Below are 15,018 nucleotides of genomic sequence, written 5' to 3' on the forward strand. Positions count from 1 at the left end.
GCGCGCCTTGGCAGACATTGGCTCCGCCGTTGTCTCAAACTGCGGGGACCGTTGCGGGGTAGGCGACTATTTCGCGGCCAATGCGTCCCGCAGCACATCCAGCACTGCCGCTTGCGGGACATCCCCGCTGACAAAGGCCTGACCGATGCCACGTGCGAGGATAAAGCGCAGCTGACCGTCGACCACCTTCTTGTCCTGCCCCATCAGCGCCAGCAGCGCCTCGGCATCCGGCAGCTCGCCCGGAATATCCGCGAGGTCGGTCTTCATGCCCATCGCCTTTAGATGGGCCCGCACCCGGCTTGGATCCTCCTGGCTGCACAGCCCCAGCCGCGCCGACAGCTCAAACGCCAGCGCACAGCCGATCGCGACCCCCTCGCCATGCAACAACCGGTCGCTATAGCCCGTTGCCGCCTCCAGCGCATGGCAGAAGGTGTGGCCAAGGTTCAACAGCGCACGGTCGCCCTGCTCGGTCTCATCGCGCACCACAACGTCGGCCTTCATCTGCACCGAGCGTGTCACCGCCTCGACCCGCGCTGCCATGTCACCCGCCGCCAGCGCCGGGCCTTGCGCCTCCAGCCAGTCAAAGAACTCCGCATCGCCAAGCAGCCCGTATTTCACCACCTCGCCATAGCTCAGCCAGAAAATCGCGCGGGGTCAGCGTACCCAGCAGCGCTGTATCCGCCAGCACCAGCGAGGGCTGGTGAAAGGCGCCGATCAGGTTCTTGCCCTGCGGCGCGTTGATGCCGGTCTTGCCGCCCACGGAGCTGTCCACCTGCGCCAGCAGGGACGTCGGGATCTGCACGAACCGCACCCCGCGCCGCAGCACCGCCGCCGCAAAGCCTGCAAGATCGCCAATCACACCGCCGCCAAAGGCGATGACAATATCGCCGCGCTCCACTTTCTGCGCCAGCAGCCATTCCACCGCGCGGCTGAACTGCGGCCAGGCCTTGGTGCTCTCCCCCGGCGGCAGCGCCAGCGCCGCCATCTCGATCCCGGCGGTCGCCAGGCCTGCGCGCAACCCCTCGAGGTGATGCGCCGCCACGGTTTCATCGGTCAGCACCGCCACCTTTGGACGGCGCAGCATCGGTTTCAGACGCGCGCCGGCATCCGCCAGCAGATCCGGCCCGATCACCACATCATATGCGCGCGCTCCCAGCGCCACATGCACGCTGCGTTCCAGCATTGCCTGCTCCATCACACCCACTCCGTCACACCCACTCAAGCACATCCGGGCGGGCGCGCAGCGCCTCGACAACCCGGTTTACCATTTCATCAATCGACGCCTGCCCATCCGACTGCACCGTCAGATCCGCCTGCGCATAATAGGGCACCCGATCATGATAAAGCGCCGACAGCGTCGCATGGGGATCCTCAGTGCGCAGCAGCGGCCGGGTGTCGCGATGTTTCACCCGGTTCCACAGCACCTCAAGGTCGGCATTCAGCCAGATCGCCACGCCGCGCTCCGAGATGATCTGACGGTTTTCCGCCGCCAGAAACGCGCCACCACCCGTAGACAGCACACCGCGTTCCTCATCCAGCAGCCGCCGGATCACCTGACGCTCCTTCTGTCGAAAGAACGGCTCGCCATCGCGGGCAAAGATTTCGGGAATCGTGCGGTTGGCCGCAGCCTCGATTTCATGGTCACTGTCCAGAAACGGGGCCTTCAGACGGGCCGCCAGGGCACGGCCCACCGCCGTCTTCCCTGCCCCCATCATGCCCACCATCACGATGGTTTTTTTCAGCGCACCGGGCACCCGGCGGTCACCCGCGCCACTGAGTGTTTGCTCTTTTTCGCTCATTCTTCAGTGAATGACGTGATATTGCTAAAAAGGCCATATATAACTTGCACAAAAGCCAAAGAAGCAGTGAGCGGGACATCCATGGGGCGATTGATCAAATACTTCCTTTATTTAGTTGTTCTGGCAGCGATCGGTCTGGTGATCTATGCCTATGTGGGACCGTGGTTCGGGGCGGATTTCGACGCCCCCACCGCAGAGGTCCGCAAACCGGTGGTTCTGAATGCCGACTAGACAGCGGCGGGGTGAGTCGGCTCCGGCAGCTCCGCTTGCGCGCAGCACCTCTGCCAGCGCAGCCCCACGGCCCAATCATCTGATGAAACACGTGCTGGCGCTGGGGCTTGGCGTCGCGACGTCCGGGTTTGCTGCGACGGCCACCGCCCAGACGCCAGCCGCTCCTGCGGCCTCACCTGTGGCGCAATCCGGCCCGCCCGGCGCGGCGACCAGCCGCAACACCCCCCGTGCGGGCAGCGGTACAGCCAAACCCGACGACCCGCTCGCCGCCATCGACTGGTTGGCCACACCGGCGCCCGATGCAGGGCTGCCCGGCACCGTCCTGCTGGAACCACCCGTCGCAGGTTCCGCCCGCCGCCCGGAGGTGACCGTCACCCCGCTGGCCAGCCTTGTGGCGCCGGTTGGTCTGGTCAAACCAGCCTCCACCGGCCTGCCGGTCGACCTCTGGCGCGGCAGCAACGCCGAGGCGCTCGCCACGCTGCTGGCCTCCGTCCCGGTGCGCAAATCCCCGGCGATGCAGTCGCTGATGTTCACCTTGCTGCTGTCGGAGACCCGCCCGCCGGTTGAGGGCGGCGAAACCCTGTTGCTGGCACGGCTGGACCGGCTGATGGATCTGGGCGCGCCGGACCCCGCACAGGCACTGGCCGAACAGGCGGGCCCCACCCGCAGCAAGGCACGTTTCAAACGCTGGTTTGACGCTACCCTCTTGACCGGAGACGAGCAGCAGGCCTGCAGCGCGCTACAGGATCGGCCGCATCTGGCGCCGGATTATGCCTCCCGGATCTTCTGTGCCGCCCGGCTTGGCGATTGGCCCACCGCCGCGCTGCTGCTGGAGGCCGCTCACGCGCTGGAGCTGGTGGACAGCCGCCAGCTCGACCTACTTGACCGGTTCCTGAACCCCGATGTGTTTGAGGATGCACCGCCGCTGCGCGCGCCAAAATCCCCGGACCCGCTGACCTTCCGTCTCTATGAAACCATCGGAGAGCGTCGCCCCACCAGCAACCTGCCGCGCGCCTTCGCGGCGGCGGATCTGCGCGACATCGCCGGCTGGAAGGCCCAGCTTGAGGCGGCAGAGCGGCTGACCCGGATCGGAGCGCTGAACCCCAATCACCTGCTCGGTCTTTATACCGAACGCAGCCCCGCGGCCTCCGGCGGTATCTGGGACCGGGTTGCAGCACTGCAACGCTTTGAAACCGCACTGGAAACCGGCAGCGCCGAAGCGGTCAGCAAAACCCTGCCCAAGGTCTGGCGCGCCATGCAGGCGGCACAGATCGAAACCGCCTTTGCCGATCTCTTTGCCGATCAGCTGGCGCGCATCCCGCTGGAGGGTCAGGCGGCCAATCTGGCCTGGCGCATTCGCCTGCTCGCCCCAACCTATGAAACCGCCTCTCACAGCCCGCCCCCGTCGCAGGGACGCAGCGCCTTTGTTGCCGCCGTGGCGCAGGGGGTGCCCACGCAGGAGCTGGCCCGGAACGGTGTCGAACAGGCCATCGCCGCCGCCTTTGCTGCCGATAGTGCCGCGCCGCGCAAATTGCAACGGCTGCTCGACAACGGCCAGCTGGGTGAGTCGATCCTGCGCGCGATGCAGCTCTTTGCACAAGGGGCGGACGGCAATCTTGGCGATCTGACCGATGCGCTGGCCACCTTCCGCGCTGTCGGGCTGGAGGATACCGCCCGCCGCGCCGCGCTTCAGCTGTTGTTGCTGGACCACCGTTGACGGTCCCCGGCATGACATGAAACACCCCCAGCCATGACCCCACCCATCGCCCAGCCAGCCAACGCCCCGCAGGATGATCTGCAATGGATCGCCACCTTTCTGGATGCGCAGGCCGCCGATCTTGGTGCGGCGCGCAATACGCTGCTGGCCTATGGTCGCGACCTGAAGGATGTGGCCAGTTGGCTTGCGCATAAAAACCGCGCCTTTGGCAGCGCCTCCCGCGATGATATAGAAGCCTATCTGATCGCCTGCGACGCCGAAGGGCTGGCGCGCGCTACCCGCGCCCGCCGCCTCTCCGCAATCAAACAGATCTACCGTTTCGCCTTCGACGAGGGCTGGCGCAGCGACAACCCCGCCATCCAGATCAAGGGACCGGGCCGCAAAAAGACGCTGCCCAAAACGCTGGAAGTGATCGAGGTCGACCGGCTTCTGGATGCGGCGCGCCAATCCGGGCGCAGCACCGCCGACCGGCTGCGCAACACCTGCCTGATGGAACTGCTTTATGCCACCGGTATGCGCGTGAGCGAACTGGTCGGCCTGCCCGTCGCCGCCGCGCGCGGCGATCCCCGTATGCTGCTGGTGCTGGGCAAGGGCGGCAAGGAACGGATGGTGCCGCTCTCTCCCCCCGCCCGCGACGCGCTGGCCGCCTGGCTCACCACGCGCGATGCCGCTGAGGAGGCCGCCGTGGCCAAAGGCGCCGCCCCTTCGCGCTTCCTGTTTCCCTCGCGTGGCAAATCCGGCCATCTGACCCGGCATCGGTTTTATTTGCTGATCAAGGAGTTTGCCGTCACCGGTGGCCTCCCGCCCGAGGCTGTCTCGCCGCACACTCTGCGCCACGCCTTTGCCACGCATCTGTTGACCAATGGCGCTGATCTGCGGGCCATTCAGGCGCTTCTGGGCCACGCCGATATTGCCACGACGGAGATCTACACCCATGTGCTGGACGCCCGCCTGAGTGAATTGGTGCTGGAACATCACCCGCTGGCGCGCAAAGACACCGGATCAGACACCCCCCCGCAGCCGGGCGACGACGACGCGACAGACTAATCATCCCCAATAATCGCCCCAAGGTGCGACAGCTCGGCACCTCCCCCTTGCGACAGCGCGGCAGGCACCCCATAACCATGGGGATCTCAACATTTCTTTCGGGACTCTGATGGACAGCACCACGACCTTTGTCGATTCAACCTTCTGGACCACCGCTCGGCGCGATTGTCTTCCTGCTGGTGCTCTCCGGTTGCTTTTCCGGCTCTGAAACCGCGCTCACCGCCGCCTCGCGCGGCAAGCTGCGCAGCCAGGCCGACAAGGGCTCCAACGGCGCCAAACGCGCGCTTGCCATCACTGAGGATAGCGAACGGCTGATTGGCTCGATCCTCCTCGGCAACAACCTGGTGAATATCCTCGCCACCTCGCTCGCCACCGCGCTGTTCACCCGTGCCCTCGGCGAAAGCGGTGTGGCGCTGGCGACGCTGGTGATGACCCTTCTGGTCCTGATCTTCGCCGAAGTTCTGCCCAAGACCTACGCGATCTCCAATGCCGAAAAAGCTGCCGCCGCGGTTGCGCCTCCGATTGGCGTATTGGTCACGGTGCTGGCCCCGGTGGTGGGGGCCGTCCGCCTGCTGGTGCGCGGCGTCCTGCGTCTGTTCGGGGTGCGGATTGACCCCGACAGCCACATCATGGCCGTGCGCGAGGAAATCGCCGGTGCCCTGCATCTGGGCCACTCCGAAGGCGTCGTCGAGAAGGAAGACCGCGACCGCATTCTCGGCGCGCTTGATCTCTCCGACCGCTTTGTTGAGGAAATCATGCTGCACCGCTCCAATATCGAAATGGTCGATGCCAATCTGGACCCGCAGAAGATCCTCGAACAATGTCTGACCTCGCCCCACACCCGCCTGCCAGTGTTCAAGGATGAGCCGGAGAACATCATCGGCGTGCTCCATGCCAAGGATCTCCTGCGTGAGATGTACGCCCAGATCGGCGGCCCCGATGGCGATGCCTCCCTGCTGCGCAACTTCAACATCACCAGCGTGACCAAGCCGCCGTATTTCGTGCCGGAAACCACCACGCTGGATGATCAGATGCGCCAATTCCTGCGCGCCCGCACCCATTTTGCGCTGGTTGTGGATGAATACGGCACCCTGCAGGGGCTGATCACGCTGGAGGACATTCTTGAAGAAATCGTCGGCGAGATCACCGATGAATTCGACCCGGATGAGGAAACCGTCGTCACCAAGACCAGCGATGGCAACTACCTCGTTGACGGCGCCACCACCATTCGCGACCTCAACCGTGCCACTGACTGGTCACTGCCCGATGATGAGGCCAATACGATTGCCGGTCTGGTCATCCATGAGGCCCAGACCATCCCCATTGTCGGACAGGTGTTCTCCTTCCATAACTTCCGCTTTGAGGTCACCGCCCGCGAGGGCAACCGCGTGACCGAGCTGAAAATCCGCCCGCTGCACTGATCCTGCCTCAGCGCCGGACAGATCAAAGGCCGCTGCCCCGCCGGGCGGCGGCCCTGTCGTATTTGCCTATCGCAGCGCGAAATCACCACATGAGCGCCCATTCCCGACCGTGCATGTCGCAATTTCACTGGACTACTGAACACATATGTCCAGAATGAAGCGACATAGCCAGTGGGGGATGCAAGATGAAGACGACAACACGGGTAGCAGTGATCGGCGGCGGCGTTGTGGGTTGCTCGGTGCTCTATCACCTGACCAAGCTGGGTTGGTCAGATGTGATGCTGCTGGAACGCTCCGAACTCACCTCCGGCTCCACCTGGCACGCCGTCGCATGCGCTTCCACACCCTCAATGGCGACACCAATATGGCCGCGCTGCAGGGCTATACGATCAAGCTATACAAAGAGCTGGAAGAGATCACCGGCATGTCCTGTGGCCTCCACCACGTCGGCGGCGTCACCCTGGCCGAAACCCAGGAAAGGTTCGATATGCTGAAGGCAGAGCGCGCCAAACATCGCTTCATGGGGCTGGAGACGGAAATCGTCTCCCCCGAGGAAATCAAGAAGATCGCCCCCGTGACCAATATCAACGGCATTGTCGGCGGTCTGTATGACCCACTCGACGGTCACCTCGATCCCTCCGGCACCACCCACGCCTATGCCAAGGCCGCGCGCATGGGCGGCGCCACCATTGAAACCCACTGCAAGGTGGTGGAGACCAACCAGCGCCCCGATGGCACCTGGGATGTGGTCACCGAGAAGGGCACAATCCACGCCGAACACATCGTCAACGCTGGCGGGCTCTGGGCGCGCGAGGTCGGCGCCATGGCGGGCGTCTACTTCCCGCTGCACCCGATGGAACACCAGTATATCGTCACCGATGAAGTGCCGGAAATCGCCGGGATCATCGACGCAGGCGGCGAGCATCCGCATGTGATGGATCCCGCCGGCGAAAGCTACCTCAGGCAAGAGGGTCGCGGCCTTTGCATCGGATTCTACGAACAGCCCTGCAAACCCTGGGCCGTCGATGGCACGCCGTGGGACTTCGGCCATGAACTCCTGCCCGATGACTTTGACAAGATCGAAGACAGCATCGCCTTTGCCTACAACCGCTTCCCGGCGCTGGAACGCGCAGGCGTCAAATCGGTGATCCACGGCCCCTTCACCTTCGCCCCTGACGGCAACCCGCTGGTCGGCCCGGTGCCGGGGATGCGCAACTACTGGTCCGCCTGCGCCGTCATGGCCGGCTTCTCCCAGGGCGGCGGCGTCGGCCTGATGCTGGCCCAGTGGATGGTTGAGGGTGAGTGCGAGCGCGACACTTTCGCGATGGACTGCGCCCGCTTCGGCGACTGGATCACCCCGGGCTATACCCGCCCGAAAGTCATAGAAAACTATCAGAAACGCTTCTCCATCGCCTACCCGAACGAGGAGCTGCCCGCCGCCCGTCCGTTCCGCACCACCCCGATGTACGACATCTTCGACAGCATGGGCGCGGTCTGGGGCGCGCAATACGGCATGGAGGTTCCGAACTACTTCGCCGAAGGGGACGAGCCGCACTATGAAACCCCGTCCTTCCGCCGCTCCAATGCCTTTGACGCCACCGCGCGCGAGGTCAAGGCGGTGCGCGAAAGCGTGGGCATCAACGAGGTCCACAACTTCGGCAAGTACCTGATCAAGGGCGCAGGCGCGCGCGCCTGGCTTGACCGCATCATGGCTAAGCCGGGTGCCACAGCCGGGCCGCCTGTCGCTGACCCCGATGCTGTCGCCCAAGGGTCGCCTGATCGGCGACTTCACCATTTCCTGCCTCTCGGAAACAGAATTCCAGCTCACCGCCTCCTACGGATCGCAGGCCTACCACATGCGCTGGTTCCTTCAGAACCTGGACGACGGCATCAGCCTTGAAAACATCTCCGACACCCGCAACGGCTTCCAGATCGCAGGCCCCAAAGCACGTGAGGTGCTGCAGGCCTGCACCCGTCAGGATATCTCCGACCTGCGTTTCATGGATGTGCGCCGCATAACGGTGGGTATGGCCGTCTGCATTGTGCAGCGGGTCAGCTATACCGGCGATCTGGGCTATGAAATCTATTGCGACCTGCCCTCGCAACGCGCGCTCTGGGATGCGCTCTGGTCCGCAGGCCAGCCGCACGGCATGAAACCCTTTGGCATGCGCGCGATGATGTCGCTGCGTCTGGATAAATTCTTCGGCTCCTGGCTCAGTGAGTTCTCGCCCGATTACACCGCTGCGGAAACCGGCCTCGATCGCTTCATTTCCTTCAAGAAAGATGTCGATTTCATCGGCCGTGCCGCGGCGGAGGCCGAACGCGACGCAGGCCCCGCCCGCCAGCTCTGCGCCTTTGAGGTCGCAGCTGAGGACGCCGATGTCACCGCATATGAACCCATCTGGCACGATGGCGCCGTGGTCGGCTTTTGCACCTCCGGCGGCTATTCCCATCACGCGCAGAAATCCATCGCCCTCGCCCTGATCCCCCGCGATCTGGCGCAGGATGGGCTGGAAGTGGAAATCGAAATCCTCGGCAAACTGCGTGCCGCACGGCTGATCACGACGCCGCTGTTTGACGCCGACGGCGCCCGCATGCGCGGCTAATACCCTAGGTGGGTCAGATAAGCTGACCCACCTCAGCCCCTGTTGCGTGCCCGGCGCGCGCTGAGCTGCTGATAGCACGCAACACTTAGGGCATATATCGGCCCCAATGTTTCGCACGCGAAACATCCCGTCAGCCTCTCTGACCTATTACCGCCGCTTTTGCTGGACCCGCCCCCGCTTCTGGCTCAAAATAACCCCGCCGGAGGCATTCAACAGCCCAAGCAAACGCCGGGGAGGCGACAGATATGACCGCCATCGCCGCCCTCATCCTCGCTGCGGGAAGATCTTCCCGGATGCGGGGGCGCGACAAGCTGCTGGAGCCGATTGACGGCACCCCGCTTCTGGCCCGGATCTGCGCGGCAGCAACGCAAAGCGCAGCGATGACCTATGTCACCCTGCCAACCCCCGACCACCCCCGCGCCGCAGTGATCCGCGACCACTGCCAAGGGACCAGACCTGTTTATGTGCCAGACGCAGAGGAGGGCATGGCCGCCTCCATCCGCGCAGGCATCGGCGCGCGCTCCCGGGATTACGATGCGGTGATGATCCTGCCTGCAGATATGCCGGAGCTGACGGCCAAAGACCTTGCGCGGGTGGTGGCGCAGACTAGGACCTCCCCGGATCAGATCCTGCGCGCCACCGGCGCCGACGGGACATTTGGTCACCCGGTGGTGTTTCCGCGCCGATACTTCACCGCACTCAGCCAGCTGACCGGCGATCAGGGCGCGCGCGCAATCCTAAAGGCGGCGCAGCATCAGGGGGAGATCATCCGCCCGGTCCCCTTGCCCGCGTCCCATGCGCTCACCGATCTGGACACGCCAGAGGCCTGGGCCGCCTGGCGTCAGGCCCGCAAGTCAACGTCGACAGAATAACAAGATCCGCCTCAGTGGATGAACCACTGCACCCCGTCTTTGCCACCGCGCGGAGAGCCAACCGCTGATGTTGCCATGGCGGATGGCTGCGCCTGCAACTCGGGAAACAGCATCAGCACCTCCTCCCGCTGGGCCCGGTCCAATCCGCGCTGGGATTGATCGGCTAAGCTGAAAGCACTCGATCCACGCCCCGTCCGCACAAACCACCTCATGGCCTGCACAGACAAAATGGATGTAATCGATAGACGACGTCTCCACCGCATCCACCCCGGACAATCCGGTCAGATGTTTCGCCGCGACCAGAATTTCGCGGCCCTCAAAATAGAAGGCCGTCTTGTCATTGGTGATCAGCACGCGGTGGTTGGGGCTGAGCAGCAGATCCCGCTGCGGCATTCCATTGCCAAGCGCCCCCTCCGCAACCAGAACCGGCTGCAAATGCGCCGCCCCCTGCAAGGCCGTGCGGTCCAGCTGCCGCTGCCCGATCCAGCGAATGGGCTGCAGACCATTGTCGCGGGTCATCACCCGGTCGCCGACGCTCAGATCCTCGACGGCGCAGGCCCCATAGGGGGTTGCAATGGTTGTTCCGGGCGTGAAGCAGGGCACGTTGCAGTCTCCGTTCCAAAGCCGCCTCCACCGGTCGCAAACCTCGTGCAACCGGCCATCAGCCTGCTTTGGTGTCATTAAATCGAACCGCATCTGTCGGCACGGCGTAGAAGAGAGCGCCACGCATTCTGTGGCAGCATTAAAGGTATCCTACGCAGCGCCCTGCGCCCAAAAAAGAACAAAATCTTAATCAGCATCCCGTCGCCGACCAGCCCCAAGCGGGACATGCAGTTCTCTGAGGCGCGCGCGGGCGTGATTGTTTCCGCGCGAAGGTTGCGTTGGCCCTGATCCGGCCCAAATCCACCGCGCGGGCCTGCCAACGCCCGCTTTTTGTTGCGCCAATGCGAACAATTGAGCGGCAGTTGTTCCGACAGATCGCCTCGGACGGTTTGCGCAGCCCGTCAGAATTGACCAGAGGTTGTCCCGCGACGCGCAACAATATGGAAAATTTAAGGCAACTTGTCGTGAACCACGCCAGAGGCGCCGATTCGCGGCCCACGGCACGTTTCGCACCCGCCGCGAAGCTACCGCAAGGTCAACTCAGCCCCGCGTTTGCGAAACGCGGCATAGCCTGCCTCATAGCTGTCGCGCAGCTGCGGATCAGGCGGAACGGTCATCGCATGCTCCGGTGCGGTCAACACTTCGGCCGGGTTCTCGCCGGTGACGGCCAGTCGCGCCAGCCGGGCCGCGCCTAGGGCCGCGCCAAATTCCCCATCCTTGGGCAATTGCAGCGGCAGATCCAATATGGTGGCCAGCAGCTTGACCCAATAGGCGGATTTGCTGCCGCCGCCGATCACCAGACAACTGTCAAGTTGCGCACCGGTCTGGCGCAATGCCTCTAGACAGTCGCGCAGACCGTAAGAGACCCCTTCCATCACTGCGCGCGCCAGATCCTCAGCCGTGGTGGCGATGGACAGCCCGTTAAACCCGCCGCGCAGGTTGGCCGAGTTATGCGGCGTCCGCTCACCTGAGAGATAAGGCATGAATGTCACCTCCCCCGGTGGCCGCAGCTGATCGCCAAGCCCTGCCGTCAATTCCGCAGGGCTGCGCCCGGTGATACGGCCCAGCCAGTTCAGGCAATCGGTCGCCGACAGCATAACGCCCATCTGATACCAGCGCTCCGGGATCGCATGGCAAAAGGTGTGCACAGCCGTGGCCGGATCGGGGTGAAACCCGTCGCGCGCAGTCAGCACCACACCAGAGGTGCCAAGCGAGACAAACCCCTGCCCCGCGGTCATCACGCCGGTGCCGCAGGCGGCAGCCGCGTTATCACCTGCGCCCCCAGCAATCGTGACAGGTCCGGTCAGCCCCCAGCGAGCGGCCAGTTCAGGACGCAAGCGCCCCGCTGCGGCACTGCCCTCCACTAGATCCGGCATCTGATCACGCCGCATCTGTCCACTGCTGAGCAGATGTTCGGACCAGTCCCGCGCGCCCACATCCAGCCAGGACGTCCCCGCGCTATCAGACATATCCGCCACATGCCACCCCGTGAGATGCAGGTTCAGGTAGGCCGCAGGCAGAAGAACCTTGGCAGTTTTGGCAAAAATCTCCGGCTCGTGGCGCTGCACCCACAAAAGTTTCGGCGCGGTGAAACCCGGAAAGACGATATTACCACTTAGATCTCGGACCATCTCTGCGGCATCCAGCTCAGCCGCCTCAGCGGCCGAACGGGTGTCGTTCCACAGGATGCAGGGCCGCAGCACCTGATCGAAACCATCCAGCAACACCGCGCCATGCATATGACCGGCAACCGCAATGCCACAAATGTCTCCGTAGCCGGGGGTATCCCGCAGCTGGTCTATCGCGCGATCCAGCGCGGTGATCCAGTCGCCGGGATCCTGTTCCGACCAGCCGGGATGGGGGGTTTGCACGTCATACTGCGCCTCTGCCGAGGCGACAGGCTTGCCGCCTGCATCGGTCATCAGCGCGCGCAGCCCCGATGTGCCAAGATCAATACCAAGATACATGTCTGTCCCCTCTCCCGATTACCCCGTGGTTCTGCCCCCTCAGACGAAGCGGTTGACCAGCGCCTCCAGCTGTTCCTGTCGGCCAGAGACCGGCTGCGGATTGAGCGCCTTGGCCTCAGCCTGATCGGCGATGGCGTCCAGCGTCGCGCCCTCGGCCAGATAGGCCTGCGCCTCGGGGCTGTTCCAACCGGCATAACGATCCCGGCGCTTGGCCTCGAGACTGTCGCTTTCCAGCATGGCGGCGGCGGCGCGCAGGCCGCGCGCACAGACATCCATCGCGCCCACATGGGCGGCGATCAGATCCTCGGCATCCAGTGACTGACGGCGCAGTTTGGCGTCGAAATTGGTACCACCAGTCGTCAGCCCGCCACCGCGCAGGATTTCGTAATAGGCCAACGCCACCTCCGGCACATTGTTGGGGAACTGGTCGGTGTCCCAGCCAGACTGATAGTCGTTGCGGTTCATGTCGATGGAGCCGAAGATCCCCAGCGCGTTGGCCATGGCGATCTCATGTTCAAAGCTGTGCCCAGCCAGGATCGCATGGCCCTGTTCGATATTGACCTTCACCTCCTCCTCAAGCCCAAAGCGTTTGAGGAAGCCATAAACGGTGGCGACGTCGTAGTCATATTGGTGCTTGGTCGGCTCCTGCGGTTTGGGTTCGATCAGGATCGCGCCTTTGAAGCCGATCTTGTGTTTGTACTCCACCACCATCGACAGGAAGCGGCCCATCTGCTCCAGCTCACGCGTGAGATCGGTGTTGAGCAGGGTTTCATACCCCTCGCGCCCGCCCCAGAGGACATAGTTCTCACCACCCAGACGATGGGTCAGATCCATGCAGGCGCGCACGGTGGAGGCGCAATAGGCAAAGACATCCGGATCCGGGTTGGTGCTGGCGCCCGACATATAGCGGCGGTTGGAGAACATATTGGCGGTCCCCCACAGAAGTTTCGGACCACCGTCTGCCATTTTCTGTTCCAGCAAATCGCCCATGGTGTTGAGGCGTTTGTGGCTTTCAGCGAGGCTGTCGCCCTCTGGCCGAATATCGTGGTCATGGAAACAGTAATACGGCACGCCAAGAATGCGGAACATGTCAAAGGCCGCATCCGCCTTCATACGCGCCAGATCCATGGTGTCGGCGGGAAACCACGGGCGCTGAAACGTCTGGCCGCCGAAGGGGTCGTTCCCCTCCCACACAAAGTTGTGCCAGTAGCAAACGGCAAAGCGCAGGTGGTCCTCCATCCGCTTGCCCATGATCATTTCATCGGGATTGTAGTGGCGATAGGCCAGTCCGTCGCTTTCCGGGTTGTAGGTGATTGCCGCGATGTCGTCGAAATAGCCAGCCATGGTCAGGCCCCCTCTTCTGGCCCGACCGCAGACTGCGGGGGCATGTTGTGTTTGAAATGAACGGCCGGGGTGATTTGCCCCGCCAATGGATCAACCGACTGGCCGTCACTGAGGGCGACAAGCGCGGCCAGGGCGGCGGTGATTTCCTGCGCCGGTTTCTGATCAATCACCGCATCAATGATGCCCTGCGCCACCGCATCGCGGGTGGCCGCGCAGAGTTCGTGGCTGATCACCACCGGCTTGTCGCCCGGCTGTGTCGTCGCAAGCGCCGAAATCAGACCCGGAATACCCGCCCCCAGATTGTAAATGCCGGTGATATCGGGGTTGGCACGCAGCGCGTGGCGCAAGGCCTGTTCGAGGATCTCCGGATCATCGCCGGTTTCCAGTGGCGGCAGGATGCGCAGATCTGCGGCCACCACATCACAAAAGCCCGCATAGCGGTCGGCGTGATCGCGGGCGTTGAGACTGCCGGTGATGGGTAGGATCTGACCCTGAGGGGCTGCACCACCGCGATGGGCCAGCCGCATCAGATCACCAGCGGTGCGCCCGGCCCTGCGGTTATCAATGCCAATATAGGTATCGCGGGTCTGCGGCGCGCTGTCGGCAACCAATGTCACCACGGCCATTCCCTGCGCCCGCAGCCGGGTCAGCGCGGCTTCAACGCCCGGATCCTCAACCGCGACGAGGCAGACACCATCGTAGCCCTCTTCAGCGCAGCCTTCTATCGCGCGGGTCAGCGCTGCGGCGTCGAAGGGCGGCACGCGGGTTATGGTGATCTGCTGGCGGGCCTGAGAGCGGGCGGCCACCTCCTGCTCCAGATCAGCGTGGAGCGCGGCAAAGAACCCCTCCCGCGCCGCAGGCAGCAACACCGCAAAGCGGTACTGACGGCGGCGCGACAGATTGGCGGCGGTGATGTCACGCTGGTAGCCCAGATCAGCAATCGCTGCGCGGACCCGGTCCTGCGATTTCTTGGCCACGCCGCCCCGGTTGTTCAGCACCCGGTCCGCCGTCGCATAGCTGACCCCCGCCGCAGCCGCGACATCATGTAATGTGGGCTTTCCCATCCTTGCGGCGCCTCTGCGTTCGTGATTTTTGATAGACGTACATCATTTTCTGATAGACGTCTATCATTTTGTCACGCAGGTAACGTCCACCCTGATGTGACGGGTGGCAAGACGGATCGCAGATCGACGGTAAAAACGCAAAAAGCCACCACATGCGGTGGCGGCTGTCACAAAATCATCTTGGTCTAGATGTTATGGCGGAGAGACAGGGATTCGAACCCTGGAGACGGTCTCCCGCCTACACACTTTCCAGGCGTGCGCCTTCGACCACTCGGCCACCTCTCCGTTGGGCGGACTTTTGACGGATCGCGGGGGCAATTGCAAGAGCGAAAACAGCAAAAAATTCA

The 15,018-nt window shown here is 63.7% G+C and carries 9 protein-coding genes, 1 tRNA gene and 3 pseudogenes; 6 read left to right on the top strand and 7 right to left on the bottom strand.

Annotated features, from left to right (window positions below; all coding sequences use genetic code 11):
* Positions 1-66 precede the first annotated feature (66 nt).
* Positions 67-1,195 (bottom strand): annotated as a pseudogene (aroB, locus tag L0Z65_RS06665) (3-dehydroquinate synthase).
* 13 nt (positions 1,196-1,208) lie between these two features.
* Positions 1,209-1,799, bottom strand: coding sequence for a shikimate kinase (locus L0Z65_RS06670; RefSeq protein WP_040168904.1), 591 nt, complete (start codon positions 1,797-1,799; stop codon positions 1,209-1,211).
* 81 nt (positions 1,800-1,880) lie between these two features.
* Between L0Z65_RS06670 and L0Z65_RS06675 the strand changes: the two genes are divergently transcribed.
* The 6 genes and pseudogenes from L0Z65_RS06675 to L0Z65_RS06700 all read left to right on the top strand — a co-directional run bounded on the left by L0Z65_RS06675 (position 1,881) and on the right by L0Z65_RS06700 (position 9,693).
* On the top strand, positions 1,881-2,030 hold the full coding sequence (locus L0Z65_RS06675; protein WP_014874523.1) for a hypothetical protein: 150 nt from the start codon (positions 1,881-1,883) through the stop codon (positions 2,028-2,030).
* Entirely contained in the window at positions 2,020-3,747 is a 1,728-nt protein-coding gene (locus L0Z65_RS06680) for a hypothetical protein (RefSeq protein WP_405111838.1), read from the top strand. The genes L0Z65_RS06675 and L0Z65_RS06680 overlap by 11 nt, the downstream gene beginning before the upstream one ends.
* 33 nt (positions 3,748-3,780) lie before the next feature.
* Positions 3,781-4,794 (top strand): site-specific tyrosine recombinase XerD, encoded by a 1,014-nt coding sequence (locus L0Z65_RS06685; protein WP_405111841.1) that lies wholly within the window; start codon positions 3,781-3,783, stop codon positions 4,792-4,794.
* Positions 4,795-4,903: 109 nt separating this feature from the next.
* A pseudogene (locus tag L0Z65_RS06690) lies at positions 4,904-6,215 on the top strand (HlyC/CorC family transporter).
* Between the two features lie 185 nt (positions 6,216-6,400).
* Positions 6,401-8,821, top strand: a pseudogene (locus L0Z65_RS06695) (FAD-dependent oxidoreductase).
* Between the two features lie 245 nt (positions 8,822-9,066).
* The gene (locus L0Z65_RS06700) at positions 9,067-9,693 is read left to right on the top strand and encodes an NTP transferase domain-containing protein (protein WP_405111844.1); all 627 of its coding nucleotides are present in this window, start codon (positions 9,067-9,069) and stop codon (positions 9,691-9,693) included.
* Here the strand turns inward: L0Z65_RS06700 and L0Z65_RS06705 are convergent.
* The 5 genes from L0Z65_RS06705 to L0Z65_RS06725 form a co-directional block, all read right to left on the bottom strand.
* Positions 9,676-10,296 carry a Hint domain-containing protein gene (locus L0Z65_RS06705; RefSeq protein ID WP_405111847.1) on the bottom strand — a complete coding sequence of 207 codons (621 nt, stop codon included), beginning with the start codon at positions 10,294-10,296 and terminating at the stop codon, positions 9,676-9,678. The genes L0Z65_RS06700 and L0Z65_RS06705 overlap by 18 nt on opposite strands.
* A gap of 524 nt (positions 10,297-10,820) precedes the next feature.
* A complete protein-coding gene (xylB, locus tag L0Z65_RS06710; RefSeq protein ID WP_405111850.1) occupies positions 10,821-12,263 on the bottom strand; it encodes a xylulokinase in 1,443 nt (480 codons plus the stop codon).
* A gap of 39 nt (positions 12,264-12,302) precedes the next feature.
* Positions 12,303-13,607, bottom strand: coding sequence for a xylose isomerase (gene xylA, locus L0Z65_RS06715; protein WP_405111853.1), 1,305 nt, complete (start codon positions 13,605-13,607; stop codon positions 12,303-12,305).
* A gap of 2 nt (positions 13,608-13,609) precedes the next feature.
* Positions 13,610-14,671, bottom strand: coding sequence for a LacI family DNA-binding transcriptional regulator (locus L0Z65_RS06720; protein ID WP_102897074.1), 1,062 nt, complete (start codon positions 14,669-14,671; stop codon positions 13,610-13,612).
* A 195-nt stretch (positions 14,672-14,866) separates the two neighbouring features.
* A tRNA-Ser gene (locus tag L0Z65_RS06725) sits at positions 14,867-14,956 on the bottom strand.
* Positions 14,957-15,018 lie beyond the last annotated feature (62 nt).

The sequence above is a fragment of the Phaeobacter sp. BS52 genome (assembly GCF_045040595.1).
GTDB classification, from domain to species: Bacteria; Pseudomonadota; Alphaproteobacteria; order Rhodobacterales; family Rhodobacteraceae; genus Phaeobacter; species Phaeobacter piscinae.